The following is a 17,261-nucleotide window of genomic DNA, read 5'->3' as shown; positions in this document are numbered from 1 at the left end:
GTGCGGGACGCCGGGCGGCCGGGGGCGTGGCGGGCCGGTCGAAGAACGCGGTGCCCGCCTTCTCGCCGCTCTCCACGGCCCGGACGGCCGCGAGCAGATCGGCGGCCGTGCCGCTCAGACCCGTGCCGGCGGCGATGGGCGCGGCCTTCTCCGCCTTGCGCTTCTCGATCCGCTCCCGCAGCTCGCGCTGGGCGGCCAACTCGGCCTGCGCCTCCGAGAGCTCGGCGGCGGGAGCGGCTTCGGCGGTCTCCCCGGCCTCCCCGTCCTTCGCGTCGTCCTCTCCGCCCTCCGCGCCGTCCTCCGCGTCCTCCGGAGCGCCCGACGGCTCGGAGCCTTCAGGCGCATCGGGCGCATCAGGTGCTTCGGGCGCGGGCGCTTCGGGCGCTTCGGCGTGCTCGGGGCCTTCGGCACCGGCATCGGGCGGGGACACGGTGTCCTGTGGTGTGTCCGTGCCGACGGTGCCGGGAGTCTCCCCGGGAAGCGCAGTCACAGCGTGCTCCAGTCCTGGTCGGGATAGCGGTGCACGGGCGCCGACACATCGTCGAGCGCCTGGCAGATCTCGTAGGGAAGACTAAGCGCCTCCACCGACAAAGCCTCCGCGAGCTGCCCGGCGTTGCGCGCACCGACGATCGGCGCGGCCACCCCGGGCCGGTCCCGGACCCAGGCGAGCGCCACCTGGAGCGGGCTCGTCGCCAGGCCGTCCGCCGCCGTCGCCACCGCGTCGGTGATGCGGCCCGCCGCGTCGTCGAGATACGGCTCGACGAACGGGGCGAGCCGTGTCGACGCCCCCCGGGAGTCGGACGGGGTGCCCTGGCGGTACTTGCCGGTGAGCACGCCGCGCCCCAGCGGCGAGGACGGCAGCAGCCCGATCCCGAGGTCCAGGGCGGCGGGCAGCACCTCGCGTTCGATGCCCCGCTGGAGCAGCGAGTACTCCATCTGCGTACTGGCCAGCCGGGTGCGCACCCCGGGCGCGGCGAGCTGCCAGGTGGCGGCCTTCGCCAGCTGCCAGCCGCAGAAGTTCGACACGCCCGCGTACCGGACGCGGCCGGAGGACACGGCGAGGTCCACCGCCTGGAGGGTCTCCTCCAACGGGGTCGCCGGGTCGAAGGCGTGGACCTGCCACAGGTCCACGTAATCCGTGCCGAGCCGCTCCAGGGACGCGTCCAGGGCGGCCAGGAGGTGCCCGCGCGAACCGTTGAAGCGGCGATAGGGGTCCGGGACGTTGCCGGCCTTCGTGGCGAGGACCAGATCCTGACGGGGGACCAGGCTCCCGACGAGCCGCCCGAGCAGATACTCGGCCTCGCCGCCCCCGTACACATCGGCGGTGTCCACCAGGGTGCCGCCCGCGTCCCAGAAGGCCTTCAGCTGGTCGGCGGCGTCGTGCTCGTCCGTGTCCCGGCCCCAGGTGAGGGTACCGAGCCCGATCCGGGACACGCGAAGGCCGGTACGGCCGAGATGCCTCTGCTCCATGGGCGCTGAGATTACTGGCCATGGCCCCACCGGGTGGAGGCCTGTGGACAACCGGAGGTCCGCCGGGCCTGCCGGATCTCCGTCACCCGCGCTAGAGTCCGGAGAAAGGGACGTTACTGATCAGTAAGGGGAGCGGTTATGCGGCTCGGCATCAATCTCGGTTACTGGGGCGCCGGCATGGACGGCGACAACCTCGCCGTCGCGCAGGAGGCCGACCGGCTCGGCTACGACGTCTGCTGGGCGGCCGAGGCGTACGGCTCCGACGCCCCGACCGTGCTGACGTGGGTCGCGGCCCGGACCGAGTCGATCGACGTCGGCTCCGCGATCATGCAGATCCCGGCCCGCCAGCCCACCATGACGGCGATGACCGCCGCCACCCTCGACTCGCTGTCCGGCGGCCGCTTCCGCCTCGGTCTCGGGGTCTCGGGCCCCCAGGTCTCCGAGGGCTGGTACGGCGTGAAGTTCGACAAGCCGCTGGCCCGCACCCGGGAGTACGTGGAGATCGTCCGCAAGGCGATGACCCGCGAGCGCGTGTCGTACGAGGGGGCGCACTGGACGCTGCCGCTGCCCGGCGGCCCGGGTAAGCCGATCAAGCTCACCGTGCACCCCCAGCGTGAGCACATCCCGCTCTACATCGCCGCGATCGGCCCCAAGAACCTGGAGCAGACCGGCGAGATCGCCGACGGCGCCCTGCTGATCTTCCCCTCCGCCGAGCACCTGGAGGAGACCGCTATCCAGCCGCTGCGCGCGGGCCGGGAGAAGGCCGGCAGGACGATGGAGGGCTTCGATGTCAGCCCGACCCTGCCGCTCGCCGTCGGCGACGACGTGACCGGCCTCGCCGACATGTTCCGTCCGTACACCGCCCTGTACGTCGGCGGCATGGGCAGCCGGAAGCAGAACTTCTACAACCAGCTCGCCCAGCGCATGGGATACGAGAAGGAGGCCGCCGAGATCCAGGACAAGTACCTCGGCGGGGACAAGGCGGGGGCCGCCGCCGCCGTGCCGCACCAGCTGATCGACCAGACCGCGCTGCTCGGCCCCGTCGAGCGGATCGCCGAGCGGATGCAGGCGTACGCCGCCGCCGGGGTCACCACGCTCAACCTCGCCCCGGCCGGCTTCACCCTGGAGGAGCGGCTCACCGCCCTGCGCGCCGGCACGGACGCCCTGGAGCGCTCCGGACTCGCCTGACGGGTCCCGGGACAGCACTACGGCCGTGGTGGGGGCTCGGGGGTCTTCCCCGCCACGGCCGTCATACGGAACAACGCGTCGCGCGCCCAGGGGTTACGCCGCCGCGTCGGGCGCTGCCCCGGCCCGCTCAGGTTGCTGACCGCCCCGCCGCGCATTTGACTCTTCCTGCGGACTACTGCTCCGCGGACTCCGGCTCCGCGGGCAACGGGTACGGAGGTGGCCGTCATGCTCTCAGCGCGGACCCTGTTCCAGGAGATCCTGGACAACGACGAGTCCTACCGGCTCTTCTGTTCCATCGCCGCGAGCGGCGAGGCCCAGGGCGGCTGGGAGAACGCCCGTATCGCCGCCCTCGTCCCGGAGAGCGGCCGCGGCCTGGCCCCCAAGATCGTCCGGCACGGCGCCGACGAGGACAAGCACGGCCGGATCTTCACCGCGCTCCTGAAGAAGCGCGGACTGCCGCCCGTCGAGGTCCCGCCGGAGACCGACTACACGATGCTCCTGGAACAGCAGGGCATCGGCCTCGCGCACTCCCGGCTGCGTGGCGAGGAGCGGCTCACCGAGCGCGACATCATCACCTATCTGGCCCACAGCCGCGTCACCGAACAGCGCGCGTCCGAGCAGATGCGCCTGCTGCGCCGGCACTTCGCCGACCACTCCGACATCGGCCGCGCGGTGAAGATGATCTCCCGCGACGAGGACAACCACCTCGCCTACTGTCACGAGGAACTCCTCGGGCTCGCCCGCGCCGGGCACGGCCGGACCATCCAGCGGATCATGCGCGAGTGCGCCCTGGCCGAGATCCGCGTCTACCGCGACGTCAGCCTTGCCGTGATGGCCGCCATGGGCCGGGTGCTCGGCTGGTCGCGGCCCAGGGCGGCCGTTCTCGCCGCGGGCATCCACGCGGTGTACGCGTACGAGCGCCTCGTCGGCTGGCGGCGCATGGTGAGCCTGGAGATGCCGCGGCGGCGCGACGCGCTCGGCAGCCCCGCAGCACCGGAACGCGCGTACACCTGAGCGCACCCGGCTCGCGGTCGCCGGGCGCTCAGAGCCAGCCGCGCCGCTTGAACAGCCGGTGGAGACCGAACACGGCGCAGCCCATCGACGCGACCACCGCCGGGTAGGTCCACACCCAGTGCAGCTCCGGCATGTGGTCGAAGTTCATGCCGTAGACGCCCGCCACCATCGTCGGGACGGCGGCCATGGCGGCCCAGGCGGAGATCTTGCGCATGTCGTCGTTCTGCCGCACGCCCATCTGGGCCAGGTGCGCCGACAGGATGTCCGAGAGCAGCCGGTCCAGCCCGTCCACCTGTTCGTTGGCGCGCGTCAGATGGTCGGCCACGTCCCGGAAGAACGGCTGCGCGTGCTCGTGGACGAACGGCACACCCGCCCCCGCGAGCCGGGCCATCGGAGCGGTCAGCGGCCCGGCCGCCCGGCGGAACTCCAGCACCTGCCGTTTGAAGGTGTAGATCCGGGCCGCGGTGTTCTTCGAGTCGCCGCCGCTCGGGGCGAACACCTGCGCCTCCAGCTCCTCCAGGTCGAGCTGGAGCTCGCCGGACACGTCCATGTAGTGGTCCACGACGGCGTCGCTGACCGCGTACAGCACCGCCGTCGGGCCGTGCTTCAGCACCTCGGGCTCGGCCTCCAGCCGACGGCGCACGGCCGCCAGCGGGGCGCCCTCGCCGTGCCGGACCGTCACCACGAACGAGTCGCCTATGAAGACCATCAGCTCGTCGGCGCTGACCGTGTCGCTCTCGGGTTCGTAGACGATCGGCTTGAGGACCACGAACAGGGAGTCGTCGTACACCTCCAGCTTGGGCCGCTGGTGCGCCCGCAGCGCGTCCTCGACGGCCAGCGGGTGCAGTCCGAACTCGCCCCGTACGAGGTCGAACTCCTCCTCCGTCGGCTCGTGCAGCCCGATCCACAGGAAGGCGTCGCGTGCGTCCCGCGCCTCGTCCAGGGCGTCGGAGAAGTCGTCGGGCCGTTCGATGCGGCGCCCGTCCCGGTAGATGGCACAGTCCACGATCACGGCGGGCATTCTTCCCCGTGCCCGGCTCCCGCGCACCTTCGCCGCCCCCCCGAGGCACCCTCTACGCTGGCGAGCATGCCCACGCTGATCCTCGTACGCCACGGACGCTCCACCGCCAACACCGCCGGAGTGCTCGCGGGCCGCACCCCCGGTGTCCTCCTCGACGAACGTGGGGCCGAACAGGCCGCGGCCCTCCCCGCGCGGCTTTCCGCCGTGGACCCGGTCCTCGCCGTCAGCAGCCCCCTGGAGCGCTGCCGGCAGACGCTCCAGCCGCTTCTCGACGCCCGCCCCGGCCTGACCCTGCACACCGAGGACCGCGTCAGCGAGTGCGACTACGGCCACTGGTCGGGGCGGAAGCTGGCCGAACTCGCCGACGAGCCGCTGATGTCCGTCGTCCAGCAGCACCCCTCCGCGGCGGCCTTCCCGGGCGGAGAGTCGATGCGCGCGATGCAGGCCCGCGCCGTCGACGCCGTACGCGACTGGAACGAGCGGGTCGAGGCGGAGCACGGCGAGGACGCCACGTACGTCATGTGCTCGCACGGCGACATCATCAAGTCCCTCGTCGCCGACGCGCTGGGCATGCACCTGGACCTCTTCCAGCGCGTCCACGTCGACCCCTGCTCGGTCACCGCGATCCGCTACACACGGCTGCGCCCCTTCCTCCTGAGGCTCGGCGACACCGGCGACCTCGCCTCCCTGGCCCCCCGTGAGCACTCCGTCGGGGCGGACGCCGCCGCGTCCCCGGCGGACAGTGGCTCGGCGGACGCGACGGTCGGGGGCGGCGCGGGCGCGCCGTGATCGCTCCGGGCAGTAGGGTGGACGCGCCGTAGCGCCACCCAACCAACCATCGAAGCTCAAGGGAGCAGGACGTGTCCCGTCAGGTGTTCCTCTACGACCCACCGGACCGATTCGTGGCCGGTACGGTCGGGTTGCCTGGCCGCCGTACGTTTTTCCTGCAGGCGTCCTCCCAGGGCAGGGTCACCAGCGTCGCCCTGGAGAAGGCCCAGGTCGCCGCTCTCGCCGAGCGGATCGACGAACTGCTCGACGAGGTCGTACGCCGCACCGGGGGCAACTCCCCGGTGCCCGCGGTGGCCCCCACCGACGTCTCCGACACCGCGCCGCTCGACGTTCCCGTCGAGGAGGAGTTCCGGGTCGGCACCATGGCCCTGGCCTGGGACGGCGAGGAACAGCGCATGATCGTCGAGGCGCAGGCCCTCGTCGAACTCGACACCGACTCCGAGGACGACCTCGCGGAGGCCGAGGAGAAGCTCCTCCAGGACGAGGAGAACGGCCCGCCGATGCTCCGCGTCCGGCTCAGCGGCGCCCAGGCCCGCGCCTTCGCCAAGCGGGCCCTGGACGTCATCAACGCCGGCCGTCCGCCGTGTCCGCTGTGCAGCCTGCCGCTCGACCCGGAAGGACACGTATGCCCGCGCCAGAACGGATACCGTCGCGGAGCCTGACGGACACCGAGCTGCTCACCCTGCTCACCGAGGGCACGATCACCGTCCTCGGGCGGGTCGGCGGCGCGTCCAACGCGGTGCTGCACTGCACGGTGGCGTACGAGGGCGAGGAGCGCGCCTGCGCGTACAAGCCGGTCGCGGGGGAGCAGCCGCTGTGGGACTTCCCCGACGGGACCCTCGCCCAGCGGGAGGTCGCCGCGTACGAGATCTCCCGGTCGACCGGCTGGGACCTCGTGCCGCCGACCGTGCTGCGGGAGGGGCCGTACGGGCAGGGCATGTGCCAGCTCTGGGTCGACGGTCCCGCGTCCGGCGAGGACGCGCCCTCGCTGCTGGCGCTCGTCGAGGACGAGGAGCCCGGAGACGGCTGGAAGGCCGTGGGCTTCGCCGACGTGGGGGAGGGGAAGACCGCGCTGCTGGTGCACGCGGACGACGTCCGGCTGCGGCGGCTCGCCGTGCTGGACGCGGTGATCAACAACGGTGACCGCAAGGGCGGGCACCTGCTGACCGCCCCCGGAGGGCGGCTCTTCGGCATCGACCACGGCGTCACCTTCAACGCGGACGACAAGTTGCGGACCCTGCTCTGGGGCTGGGCCGGCGAGCCGCTGACGGAGGAGGCGCTGGCGGTGTTGGGCCGGCTCGCCGGTGAGCTGGCTCCGGGGAACGTCCTCGCCACCCGGATGGCCGAGCTCATCACACCGGCCGAACTGGAGGCCCTGCGGGAGCGGGTCGCCGTGCTGGTCGAGAGCGCTGTGCACCCGCGGCCGAGCGGCCAGTGGCCGCCCATTCCCTGGCCGCCGGTGTAGCAGCCCCTCGAACCCGGCCAGGGTCTACCGCCTGGCGGCGGATTCAGCAAGGGGGCCTCTTCGGACAGGTTTCCGGAGCCGGTTCGTATCCGGAAGCATCGTCCGGTTACGCTCATGACATGCATGCCTGGCCCGCTTCTGAGGTCCCCGCCCTGCCTGGCAAGGGCCGCGACCTTCGGATCCACGACACCGCGACCGGCGGACGGATCACCCTTGACCCCGGTCCCGTCGCCCGCATCTATGTCTGCGGCATCACGCCGTACGACGCGACCCACATGGGTCATGCGGCGACCTACAACGCGTTCGACCTCGTTCAGCGCGTGTGGCTCGACACCAAGCGGCAAGTTCACTATGTCCAGAACGTGACCGACGTGGACGATCCGCTGCTGGAGCGGGCCGTGCGCGACGGTCAGGACTGGACCGAGCTCGCGGAGCGCGAGACGGCGCTCTTCCGCGAAGACATGACCGCCCTGCGGATGCTGCCCCCGCAGCACTACATCGGAGCGGTCGAGGCGATACCCGGGATCGTGCCCCTCGTCGAACGCCTCCGGGACGCGGGCGCCGCCTACGACCTGGACGGCGACACCTACTTCTCCGTCGACGCCGACCCGCACTTCGGCGAGGTCTCCGGCCTCGACGCCGAGGCGATGCGCCTGCTCTCCGCCGAGCGCGGCGGCGACCCGGAGCGTCCCGGCAAGAAGAACCCCCTCGACCCGATGCTCTGGACGGCCGCCCGTCCGGGGGAGCCGAGCTGGGACGGGGCTTCCCTGGGCGAGGGCCGCCCGGGCTGGCACATCGAGTGCGTCGCCATCGCGCTCGACCACCTCGGCATGGGCTTCGACATCCAGGGCGGCGGCTCCGACCTCGCCTTCCCGCACCACGAGATGGGCGCTTCCCACGCCCAGGCGCTGACCGGCGAGCACCCGTTCGCCAAGGCGTACGTCCACGCCGGAATGGTCGGCCTGGACGGCGAGAAGATGTCCAAGTCGCGCGGCAACCTGGTCTTCGTCTCGACGCTGCGCCGTGACGGAGTGGACCCGGCGGCCCTCCGGCTCGCCCTGCTCTCCCGCCACTACCGCTCCGACTGGGAGTGGACCGACCAGGTGCTGGCCGACGCCGTCGAGCGCCTCGCGCGCTGGCGGGCCGCCGTCTCGCGCCCCGACGGGCCGTCCGCCGACGCGCTGGTCGAGGAGGTCCGCGAGGCCCTGGCGGACGACCTGGACAGCCCTTCGGCACTCGCCGCGGTGGACCGCTGGGCCGCGCTCCAGGGCTCGGAGGGCGGCACGGACGAGGGCGCGCCCGGCGTCGTCTCGCGCACCGTCGACGCCCTGCTGGGGGTCGCGCTGTAGGACGGAGCGCGGCTCCCGCCGCCCGATCCGATCATCCGGACCGGTCCTGGACTTCTCCACGAAGTTCGGGGCCGGTTCCCTTTTGCCCATGGTCATGTGCTCGAAGTTGCGCTAAAAGCTCACTATGCAAACATCAACGCGCATGAGAGCGGTAGTGGCTACTGCGCTGCTCGGACTGTTCGCGGCCCTCGCGGGACCCGGCGGGGCCCACGCCGACGAGGCCCCGCCGGCGAGCACGGAGACCACCACGGTCGGGAACGTGACCGGATTCCGGGCGGACGGGGCGGTGTACCGGCTCAGCGCCGGGCAGGCAGAGGCCCGGGTCAGCTTCGTCTCGGAGGAGACCTTCCGCATCGAACTCGCCCCCGACGGAAAGTTCACCGACCCCACCGGCGACGACATCGTCCTGCCGCAGGGCGAGCCGCCCCGCACCCGCTGGAAGGACCGAGGGGACCGCTACGACCTGTCGACGGGCGACGTCACCCTGCGGGCCTACAAGAAGCCGCTGCGCTTCGCCCTGCACCGGGCGGACGGCAGCCGCGTCTGGTCCGAGGCGAAGGGGCTGAGCTGGACCGGCGAGCAGACCGTCCAGACGCTGGCCCGGGGGGCCGGGGAGCAGTTCTACGGGGCCGGGATGCAGAACGGCCGCGGCAACACCTCCCACCGGGACAAGACCGTCGAGGTCGCCGTCGACTACAACTGGAACGACGGCGGCCACCCCAACTCCGTCCCGTTCTACCTCTCATCGGCCGGCTATGGCGTCTTCCGCAACACCTACGCACCCAACACCTACGCGTTCACCGACCCGGTGACGGCCGGCGCGAAGGAACAGCGCTTCGACGCCTACTACTTCGCCGGCGACGGGGCCAAGGACGTCATCGGCCAGTACACCGACCTCACCGGCAAGCCCTTCCTGCCGCCCGTGTACGGCATGGAGATCGGCGACGCCGACTGTTACCTCCACAACGCCAACCGGGGCGAGCGCCGCACCCTGGACTCGCTGAAGGTCGCCGACGGATACGTCGAGAACGACATGCCCAACGGCTGGATGCTCGTCAACGACGGCTACGGCTGCGGCTACGAGGACCTGGAGAAGACCGCCCAGGGCCTGAAGGACCGCAGGATGGAGCTGGGCCTGTGGACCGAGGACGGCATCGAGAACCTCGCCGCCCAGGTGAAGGCCGGGCAGCGGGTCGCCAAGCTGGACGTCGCCTGGGTCGGCGAGGGCTACAAGTTCGCCCTCGACGGCTGCAAGGACGCCTACCAGGGCATCGAGGACAACAGCGACGCCCGGGGCTTCACCTGGGCCCCCGAGAGCTGGGCGGGCGCGCAGCGCTGCGGAGTCCAGTGGTCCGGCGACCAGTCCGGCACCTGGGAGTACATCCGCTGGCAGATCCCCACCTACGCGGGCGCCACGATGTCCGGCCTCGCCTACACCACCGGTGACGTCGACGGGATCTTCGGCGGCAGCGCCAAGACGTACACCCGCGACCTCCAGTGGAAGATGTTCCTCGGCACCACGATGACCATGGACGGCTGGGCCGCCACGGACAAGCAGCCCTGGCGCCACGGGGAGCCGTACACCTCGATCAACCGCGACTACCTCAAGCTCAAGGAGTCGCTGCTGCCCTACCAGTACTCCTACGCCCACGAGGCCACCAAGACCGGAGTCGGCATGGTCCGCCCGCTGGTCCTCGAATACCCGGACGACCCGAAGGCGTCGACGGAGGCCGCGAAGTACGAGTTCCTCTCCGGCGAGCACTTCCTCGTCGCACCCGTCTACCAGGACAGCACCGAGCGCAAGGACATCTACCTCCCCGAGGGCACTCGGATCGACTACTGGAGCGGCCGCACCTACGAGGGCCCCACCACCATCGACACCTACGGCGCCCCGCTCGACACCCTCCCGCTCTTCGTGAAGGCGGGCGCGGCCGTCCCGATGTGGCCGGGCATCCGCTCCTACCGCGACCGCACCGCCGACTCCCCGCTGGCCTGGGACGTCTACCCGCAGGGCAACACCTCCTTCACCCTGTACGAGGACGACGGCGTCACCCGCCGGCACCGGGACGGCGCGTACGCCACCCAGCGCGCCGACGTCCGGGCCCCCGAGCGCGGCGCCGGCGACGTCTCCGTCACGATCAACGAGAGCCGGGGGAGCTTCACCGGCCAACAGACCGAGCGGCCCTACGAGTTCACCGTCCACACCGGCTCCGAGCCCCGCAAGGTGAAGCTGGGCCGGACGCTGCCCGAACTGACCTCGAAGAGCGCGTACGACAAGGCCACGCAGGGCTGGTGGTACGACCGCGACGACCGGGGCGGCGTGGTGCACGTGAAGACCGCGCCCCTGCGCACGGACAAGAAGTTCACGGTGAAGCTCCAGGGCACCAGCGCGGTCGGCGGCACGCGGGCGTCGGCGGCCGCCGTCCTCGGCGCCCCCGCGGGTCAGGAGGCCGGCGCCGGGACGCCCGGCACGGTCCTGGTCGACGTGACCGCGGGCAGCTCCGACCTCACCGACACCACGGTCTCCCTCCAGGTCCCCGAGGGCTGGAAGACCGCCGCGGCGAAGGTCCCCGGGCGGATCCCGGCGGGCGCCACCCGCCGGGTCGAGGTGGCGGTCACCCCGGCGAAGGACGCCGGGGTACGGGAGACCACGCTGACGGCCCTCGCCCGCTACCGGGCCGCCGGCGACGACCGCACGAGTCAGCGGCGGCTCGCCGTCTCCGTCATGCCGCCGCCGCCCGAGGGCGAGGCCTGGGCGAGCGACCTCGTCTGGCTCTCCGAGACCAACGGCTACGGTCCGGCCGAACGCGACCGGTCCAACGGGGAGTCGGGCGCGAGCGACGGGAAGACGCTGACGCTCGCGGGAACGACGTACGCGAAGGGGATCGGCACCCACGCCGACTCCGACATCGCGCTCCACCTCGGCGGCCGGTGCACCGCGTTCACCGCCGATGTCGGGATCGACGACGAGATCAACGGCTACGGGGAGGTCGCGTTCTCCGTGGAGGGCGACGGCAAGGTGCTGTGGACCTCGCCGAAGCTGACCGGGGCATCGGCGACCCTGCCGGTGGACGTGAAGCTCGACGGCGTACGCCAGGTGCGGCTGAAGGTCACCGACACCAACGGGTCCAAGACCGGCGACCACGGCGACTGGGCGGCGGCGAGGTTCCGCTGCGCCTGAGCCGTACCCGGACCCACGAACAGGAGCGCCGCACGGGATCGTCTCCCGTGCGGCGCTCCGTGGTTCGCCACCGCTGTGCGGTCAGTCCTCGTCGGGAGTGTCCCCGGATCCTTCGCCGGGGTTGCCCCCCGACGCCTCGTCAGGCCCCTTGGCACCCTTGTCGTCGGAGGTCTTCCCCCGCCCCGTCTCCGGACGCGGCGGCTTCGGCGGGCGGGTGCGGCCACTGGTGGGATCGCGCAGATACGGCACGTCCCCGGTCTCCGTCGCGTGGCCGCCCGGCCCCTGCCCGGGGCCGCCGTCCCGCCGTCGCAGATAGCGCTCGAACTCCCGGGCGATGGCCTCGCCGGACGCCTCGGGCAGCTCCGCGGTGTCCCGCGCCTCCTCCAGCGTCTGCACGTACTCGGCGACCTCGCTGTCCTCCGAGGCCAGCTGATCCACCCCGAGCTGCCAGGCCCGTGCGTCCTCGGGCAGTTCGCCCAGCGGGATCCGCAGCCCGATCAGGTCCTCCAGCCGGTTCAGCAGGGCCAGCGTCGCCTTGGGGTTCGGCGGCTGCGACACATAGTGCGGCACCGCCGCCCAGAGGCTGACCGCGGGCACCCCGGCGTGCGTGCACGCCTCCTGGAGGACCCCGACGATGCCCGTGGGGCCCTCGTACCGCGTCTCCTCCAGGTCCATCGTCCGCGCCAGATCCGCGTCCGAGGTGACCCCGCTCACCGGCACCGGCCGGGTGTGCGGGGTGTCGCCGAGCAACGCGCCCAGGATGACGACCATTTCGACGCCCAGCTCATGGGCGAAGCCGAGGATCTCGTTGCAGAACGACCGCCAGCGCATCGACGGTTCGATGCCGCGCACCAGGACCAGGTCCCGCGGCTTCTCCCCGCCCACACGCACCACGGACAGCCGCGTCGTCGGCCAGGTGATCTTCCGCGTCCCGCCGTCCAGCCACACCGTGGGCCGGTTGACCTGGAAGTCGTAGTAGTCCTCGGCGTCCAGCGCCGCGAACACCTCGCCCTTCCACTCCCGGTCCAGATGACCGACCGCTGTGGAGGCGGCGTCCCCGGCGTCGTTCCAGCCTTCGAACGCGGCCACCATGACCGGGTCGATCAGCTCGGGCACCGACTCGAGCTCGATCACCCGGGCCTCCTTCCGATGTCTCCATACGTACGGAGCAACCTTACGGCTTCCGGGGCCCCCCACCGCAGCCCTCTTGCACGGCCGGGTGAACCCTGCCACCAGGAGTGGATCACCGGGTGGATCAGTGCATCATGGCCCCCGGCACGGCGGCCGGCCGCTTCCCGTTGGTACCGGTGCGGCTCCCGTCGGAACCGGGGCGGCTCCCGTGGGAAGCCGCCCCGTCCTCGTACGTGAGGGTCAGTCCTTCTCGGCCAGCAGCTTCTCGACGCCGGCGCGGACGTCGTCCGTCGCCAGGCCCCGGATCGTCAGCGTGGTCCGGCGGCGCAGCACGTCCTCCGCCGTCTCGGCCCACTCGTGGTCCCGGGCGTAGGCGACCTGGGCCCAGATCTCCGGGGCGTCCGGGTGGACGCGCTCGGCCAGTTCCGGGCTCTCGTTCGCCAGGCGGGCGATGTCGAAGGCGAGCGAGCCGTAGTGCGTGGCCAGGTGCCGGGCGGTGTCCGGCGCCATCCGGGGGCCGGGAGTGCCGCCGTCGACGAGCAGCCGGTGCGCGACCGCGTTCGGGTTGGCGATGCCGGGCAGCGGCAGCTTCCTCGGCAGCCGGTTCATCGGCTCCATGTCCTCGGCCAGCGGGTGCCCCGGCAGGGCGGCCAGCTTGTTCATCACGGTGCGGCCGATGTGGCGGAACGTCGTCCACTTGCCGCCGGCGACCGACAGCATCCCGCCGCGGCCCTCCGTGACGACCGTCTCGCGCTTGGCCTTTGACGTGTCGCCCGGTCCGCCGGGCAGCACCCGCAGACCCGCGAAGGAGTACGTGATCAGATCGCGCGACAGCTGCTGGTCCTTGATCGAGAACGCCGCCTCGTCGAGGATCTGCGCGGTGTCCGCCTCGGTCACCGCGACATCGGCCGGATCGCCCTCGTACTCCTCGTCCGTGGTGCCGAGGAGCAGCATGTCCTCCCACGGCAGGGCGAACGTGATCCGGTACTTGTCGATCGGGGTGGCCAGTGCCGCCCGCCACGGCCGGGTCCGCTTGAGGACCAGGTGCGCGCCCTTGGAGAGGCGGATGGAGGGGGCCGCGTTCGGGTCCTCCATCTTCCGCAGGTGGTCGACCCAGGGGCCGGTGGCGTTCAGTACGAGGCGGGCGGTGACGCCGAACTCCGTGCCGTCGGAGCTGTCCTTCAGGTCGGCGCCGGTGACCCGGCCCCGGGTGAAACGCAGACCCGTGACAGCCGCGTGGTTGAGGACGACCGCGCCCGCGTCGACGGCGGCGCGGACCGTCATCAGGGCCATGCGGGCGTCGTTCATCTGGTCGTCGCCGTAGACCGCGACGGCCTTCAGGTTGTCGGTGCGCAGCTCGGGGACGTCGCGCTGGGCCTTGGCCGGGCTGATCACATGGCCGACGCCGTCGCCGAACGCGGAGAGCGCGGAGTAGGCGAAGACGCCCGCGCCGAGCTTGGCCGCGCCGTGCGGGCCGCCCTTGTAGACCGGCAGGTAGAAGGTGAGCGGGTTGGCCAGGTGCGGGGCCACCTCGCGGGAGACCGCGCGGCGCTCGAAGTGGTTCTCCGCGACCAGCTTGACCGCGCCGGTCTGGAGGTAGCGCAGACCGCCGTGGAGCAGCTTGGAGGAGGCGGAGGAGGTGGCGCCGGCGAAGTCACCGGCGTCCACCAGAGCCACCCGCAGCCCGGACTGCGCGGCATGCCAGGCGGTGGAGATGCCCAGGATGCCGCCGCCGATGACCAGGAGGTCGTACGTGGCCCGGGACAGCTGCTCCCGGGTCTCGGCGCGGCTCGGCAGCGAGCCGGAGGCCGGGTGCGTTCCGAGGGCGGGAACGCTCTGCAGGGTGGTCATGGTGATGCTCCTCGTCAGCTTTCTTCGTCCTCGATCCAGCCCATGGTCCGTTCGACGGCCTTGAGCCAGCTCTTGTACTCGCGGGCACGGGTGTCCGCGTCCATGCGGGGTGTCCACTCGGCGGCCCGGCGCCAGTTGGCGCGCAGCGCGTCGGTGTCCGGCCAGAAGCCGACGGCGAGACCGGCGGCGTAGGCGGCGCCGAGGCAGGTGGTCTCGGCGACCATGGGGCGCACCACGGGTGCGTCCAGGAAGTCGGCGAGCGTCTGCATCAGCAGGTTGTTGGACGTCATGCCGCCGTCGACCTTGAGCGCGGCCAGCTCGACGCCGGAGTCCTTCGTCATGGCGTCGCTGATCTCGCGGGTCTGCCAGGCGGTGGCCTCCAGGACGGCACGGGCGATGTGCGCCTTGGTGACGTAGCGGGTGAGACCGGCGATCACCCCACGGGCGTCGGGACGCCAGTAGGGGGCGAAGAGGCCGGAGAACGCGGGCACGACGTACGCGCCGCCGTTGTCCTCGACCGAGGAGGCCAGCGTCTCGATCTCGGCGGCCGACTTGATCAGGCCCATCTGGTCGCGCATCCACTGCACCAGCGAGCCGGTGACCGCGATGGAGCCCTCCAGCGCGTACACCGGGGGCTTGTCGCCGATCTGGTAGCCGACGGTGGTGAGCAGCCCGTTGTACGAGTTCACCGGGGTACCGCCGGTGTTCATCAGCATGAAGGTGCCGGTGCCGTACGTGGACTTGGCCTCGCCCTCGGCGAAACAGGTCTGGCCGAAGAGCGCCGCCTGCTGGTCGCCGAGCGCGGAGGCGACCGGGATGCCGTCGAGGATGCCGCCCTTGGCGTGGCCGTACACCTCGGCGGAGGAGCGGATCTCGGGGAGGACCGCGGCCGGGATGCCGATGGAGGCGAGGATCTTCTCGTCCCACGCCATGGTGTGCAGGTTCATCAGAAGGGTGCGCGAGGCGTTGGTGACGTCGGTGACGTGCACACCGCCGTCGGTGCCGCCGGTGAGGTTCCAGATGACCCAGGAGTCCATGGTGCCGAAGAGGATGTCGCCGGCCTCGGCGCGCTCGCGCAGCCCCTCGACGTTGTCGAGCAGCCAGCGGACCTTGGGCCCCGCGAAGTACGAGGCGAGCGGCAGCCCGGTCTCCCGGCGGAACCGGTCCTGGCCCACGTTGCGGCCGAGCTCCTTGCAGAGCGCGTCGGTGCGGGTGTCCTGCCAGACGAGGGCGTTGTGCACCGGCTCACCGGTGTTCTTGTCCCACATCAGCGTCGTCTCGCGCTGGTTGGTGATGCCGATCGCCTTGACGTCGGCGGAGGTGATGCCGGCCTTGACGATCGCCCCGGCGACGACCTCCTGGACGTTCTCCCAGATCTCGGTCGCGTCGTGCTCGACCCAGCCCGGCTTCGGGAAGATCTGCTCGTGCTCCTTCTGGTCGACGGAGACGATCCGGCCGTCCTTGTCGAAGACGATGCAGCGGCTGGAGGTGGTGCCCTGGTCGATGGCCGCGATGAACGGCCCGGTGCCGTGGGTGCCGGTGGTGTGTGCGTCGGTCACGGTGTGCTCCCGGAAGTCTGTGAAAGGAAGAGGTGCGGCTCGGACTAGGCGAAGGCGAGGTTGTAGAGCCCGCCGGCGAGGGCGCCGCCGATGAGCGGACCCACGATGGGTACCCACGCGTAGCCCCAGTCCGAACCACCCTTGTTCGGCAGCGGCAGCAGGGAGTGCACGATGCGCGGACCGAGGTCGCGGACCGGGTTGATGGCGTAGCCGGTCGGGCCGCCGAGCGAGAGGCCGATGCCGACGACGACCAGGGCGGTGATCAGCGCGCCGAGCACGCCGAGGCCGGTGCCCTCGTTGTTCAGGCCCTGGGTAAGGATCGCCAGGACCAGCACGGCGGTCGCGATGATCTCCGTGATCACGTTCTGCACGCCGTTGCGGATCTCCGGACCGGTGGAGAAGATCCCGAGCACCGGGCCCGCCTTCGGAGCGGCGGCCCGGTCGACCATGCCCTCGTCGGTGGGCTTGGTCCCGATGATCTCCGGGTCGGTCAGATGGGCGTGGAACTGGCCGTAGTAGACCGCCCAGACCAGCAGGGCGCCGATCATCGCGCCGACCAGCTGCGAGAAGAGGTACAGGGGGACGTCGCCCCACGCGGTGCCGCCCTCGATGGCGAGGCCGACCGTGACCGCGGGGTTGAGGTGGGCGCCCGATACGCCGCCGGCGAGATAGGCGCCGGTCAGCACGGCGAAACCCCACCCGAAGGTGATGGCCAGCCAGCCCGCGTCCCGGGCCTTCGAGCTCTTCAGCGTGACGGCGGCACAGACACCGCCGCCGAGCAGGATGAGTATGGCGGTACCTATGGTCTCGCCGATGAAAATGTCGGAGCTGGACACCCGCGACTCCTTTGTCCTTCGTCCAGGGGAGAGCGGAGCACCGGTCCTGCCGGTGTTCCGCGCCCCAGATGGGTATCCACGAAGCGTGGGCAGCCCACCTGTAAGGGCTTGACCGGCCCTTGGCACCGTCACACCCTAACGCGTATTGCCGTTAGGCGTTCGACAATGCCGACCGTTGAACGGCAGTGTTTCCCCCAGGTGAACGAAGCGTCAAGGGTTCTGTGGCGCACGACTCGGTGCGCGACGCGATCGTTACCGGCGGGCCCGGGCACCCCGGGGCGCGAGCGGGCACGGGTCGGACGGAGTGCGAGGAGGGGCGGCCGTGCGCACCGCTCAGAAGCGGCCGGCGCCCAGGTCCCGGGAGACCGCGCGGGCGCAGTCGCGGACGGCCGCGATCAGCTCGGGGC

The 17,261-nt window shown here is 71.7% G+C and carries 13 protein-coding genes and 1 pseudogene; 7 read left to right on the top strand and 7 right to left on the bottom strand.

Annotated features, from left to right (window positions below; translation table 11 throughout):
* Both CR470_RS25580 and CR470_RS25575 read right to left on the bottom strand, forming a co-directional pair.
* Positions 1 to 490, bottom strand: a pseudogene (locus tag CR470_RS25580) (DNA helicase RecD); the annotation flags it as partial.
* Positions 487 to 1,470 carry an aldo/keto reductase gene (locus CR470_RS25575; RefSeq protein ID WP_097869889.1) on the bottom strand — a complete coding sequence of 328 codons (984 nt, stop codon included), beginning with the start codon at positions 1,468 to 1,470 and terminating at the stop codon, positions 487 to 489. The pseudogene CR470_RS25580 and the gene CR470_RS25575, both read right to left, overlap by 4 nt.
* Before the next feature lie 138 nt (positions 1,471 to 1,608).
* On the opposite strand from CR470_RS25575, the gene CR470_RS25570 reads away from it, so the two are divergent.
* Together CR470_RS25570 and CR470_RS25565 are read left to right on the top strand one after the other, a co-directional pair.
* On the top strand, positions 1,609 to 2,658 hold the full coding sequence (locus CR470_RS25570) for an LLM class F420-dependent oxidoreductase (RefSeq protein WP_097869888.1): 1,050 nt from the start codon (positions 1,609 to 1,611) through the stop codon (positions 2,656 to 2,658).
* A 225-nt stretch (positions 2,659 to 2,883) separates the two neighbouring features.
* Entirely contained in the window at positions 2,884 to 3,672 is a 789-nt protein-coding gene (locus CR470_RS25565) for a hypothetical protein (RefSeq protein ID WP_097869887.1), read from the top strand.
* Positions 3,673 to 3,700: 28 nt separating this feature from the next.
* Here CR470_RS25565 and CR470_RS25560 read toward each other — a convergent pair whose 3' ends face one another.
* A complete protein-coding gene (locus CR470_RS25560; RefSeq protein WP_097869886.1) occupies positions 3,701 to 4,693 on the bottom strand; it encodes a magnesium and cobalt transport protein CorA in 993 nt (330 codons plus the stop codon).
* Positions 4,694 to 4,759: 66 nt separating this feature from the next.
* Here CR470_RS25560 and CR470_RS25555 point away from each other — a divergent pair, with 66 nt between their 5' ends.
* The 5 genes from CR470_RS25555 to CR470_RS25535 all read left to right on the top strand — a co-directional run bounded on the left by CR470_RS25555 (position 4,760) and on the right by CR470_RS25535 (position 11,477).
* Positions 4,760 to 5,482: a histidine phosphatase family protein gene (locus CR470_RS25555; RefSeq protein WP_097869885.1), complete on the top strand. Its 723-nt coding sequence runs from the start codon at positions 4,760 to 4,762 to the stop codon at positions 5,480 to 5,482.
* 71 nt (positions 5,483 to 5,553) lie between these two features.
* Positions 5,554 to 6,144: a DUF3090 domain-containing protein gene (locus CR470_RS25550; RefSeq protein ID WP_097869884.1), complete on the top strand. Its 591-nt coding sequence runs from the start codon at positions 5,554 to 5,556 to the stop codon at positions 6,142 to 6,144.
* Positions 6,108 to 6,947 carry an SCO1664 family protein gene (locus CR470_RS25545; protein ID WP_097869883.1) on the top strand — a complete coding sequence of 280 codons (840 nt, stop codon included), beginning with the start codon at positions 6,108 to 6,110 and terminating at the stop codon, positions 6,945 to 6,947. The genes CR470_RS25550 and CR470_RS25545 overlap by 37 nt, the downstream gene beginning before the upstream one ends.
* A gap of 119 nt (positions 6,948 to 7,066) precedes the next feature.
* Entirely contained in the window at positions 7,067 to 8,296 is a 1,230-nt protein-coding gene (gene mshC, locus CR470_RS25540; protein ID WP_097869882.1) for a cysteine--1-D-myo-inosityl 2-amino-2-deoxy-alpha-D-glucopyranoside ligase, read from the top strand.
* A 124-nt stretch (positions 8,297 to 8,420) separates the two neighbouring features.
* A complete protein-coding gene (locus CR470_RS25535; RefSeq protein WP_097869881.1) occupies positions 8,421 to 11,477 on the top strand; it encodes an NPCBM/NEW2 domain-containing protein in 3,057 nt (1,018 codons plus the stop codon).
* A gap of 81 nt (positions 11,478 to 11,558) precedes the next feature.
* On the opposite strand, the gene CR470_RS25530 is transcribed toward CR470_RS25535, so the two are convergent.
* The 4 genes from CR470_RS25530 to CR470_RS25515 all read right to left on the bottom strand — a co-directional run bounded on the left by CR470_RS25530 (position 11,559) and on the right by CR470_RS25515 (position 16,854).
* Entirely contained in the window at positions 11,559 to 12,611 is a 1,053-nt protein-coding gene (locus CR470_RS25530; protein WP_097869880.1) for a PAC2 family protein, read from the bottom strand.
* A 237-nt stretch (positions 12,612 to 12,848) separates the two neighbouring features.
* Positions 12,849 to 14,459: a glycerol-3-phosphate dehydrogenase/oxidase gene (locus CR470_RS25525; RefSeq protein ID WP_097869879.1), complete on the bottom strand. Its 1,611-nt coding sequence runs from the start codon at positions 14,457 to 14,459 to the stop codon at positions 12,849 to 12,851.
* A 14-nt stretch (positions 14,460 to 14,473) separates the two neighbouring features.
* A complete protein-coding gene (gene glpK, locus CR470_RS25520) occupies positions 14,474 to 16,018 on the bottom strand; it encodes a glycerol kinase GlpK (protein WP_097869878.1) in 1,545 nt (514 codons plus the stop codon).
* A 44-nt stretch (positions 16,019 to 16,062) separates the two neighbouring features.
* Entirely contained in the window at positions 16,063 to 16,854 is a 792-nt protein-coding gene (locus CR470_RS25515) for an MIP/aquaporin family protein (RefSeq protein WP_097869877.1), read from the bottom strand.
* Positions 16,855 to 17,261 lie beyond the last annotated feature (407 nt).

Source organism: Streptomyces sp. rh34 (assembly GCF_002551245.1).
Lineage (GTDB): Bacteria > Actinomycetota > Actinomycetes > Streptomycetales > Streptomycetaceae > Streptomyces.
This window is presented reverse-complemented; position numbering and strand designations above follow the sequence as displayed.

Coding starts and splice junctions, on each gene's coding strand:
- CR470_RS25575 (WP_097869889.1), bottom strand. CDS start 1,470: ATGGAGCAGAGGCATCTCGGCCGTACCGGCCTTCGCGTGTCCCGGATC.
- CR470_RS25570 (WP_097869888.1), top strand. CDS start 1,609: ATGCGGCTCGGCATCAATCTCGGTTACTGGGGCGCCGGCATGGACGGC.
- CR470_RS25565 (WP_097869887.1), top strand. CDS start 2,884: ATGCTCTCAGCGCGGACCCTGTTCCAGGAGATCCTGGACAACGACGAG.
- CR470_RS25560 (WP_097869886.1), bottom strand. CDS start 4,693: ATGCCCGCCGTGATCGTGGACTGTGCCATCTACCGGGACGGGCGCCGC.
- CR470_RS25555 (WP_097869885.1), top strand. CDS start 4,760: ATGCCCACGCTGATCCTCGTACGCCACGGACGCTCCACCGCCAACACC.
- CR470_RS25545 (WP_097869883.1), top strand. CDS start 6,108: ATGCCCGCGCCAGAACGGATACCGTCGCGGAGCCTGACGGACACCGAG.
- mshC (WP_097869882.1), top strand. CDS start 7,067: ATGCATGCCTGGCCCGCTTCTGAGGTCCCCGCCCTGCCTGGCAAGGGC.
- CR470_RS25535 (WP_097869881.1), top strand. CDS start 8,421: ATGCAAACATCAACGCGCATGAGAGCGGTAGTGGCTACTGCGCTGCTC.
- CR470_RS25525 (WP_097869879.1), bottom strand. CDS start 14,459: ATGACCACCCTGCAGAGCGTTCCCGCCCTCGGAACGCACCCGGCCTCC.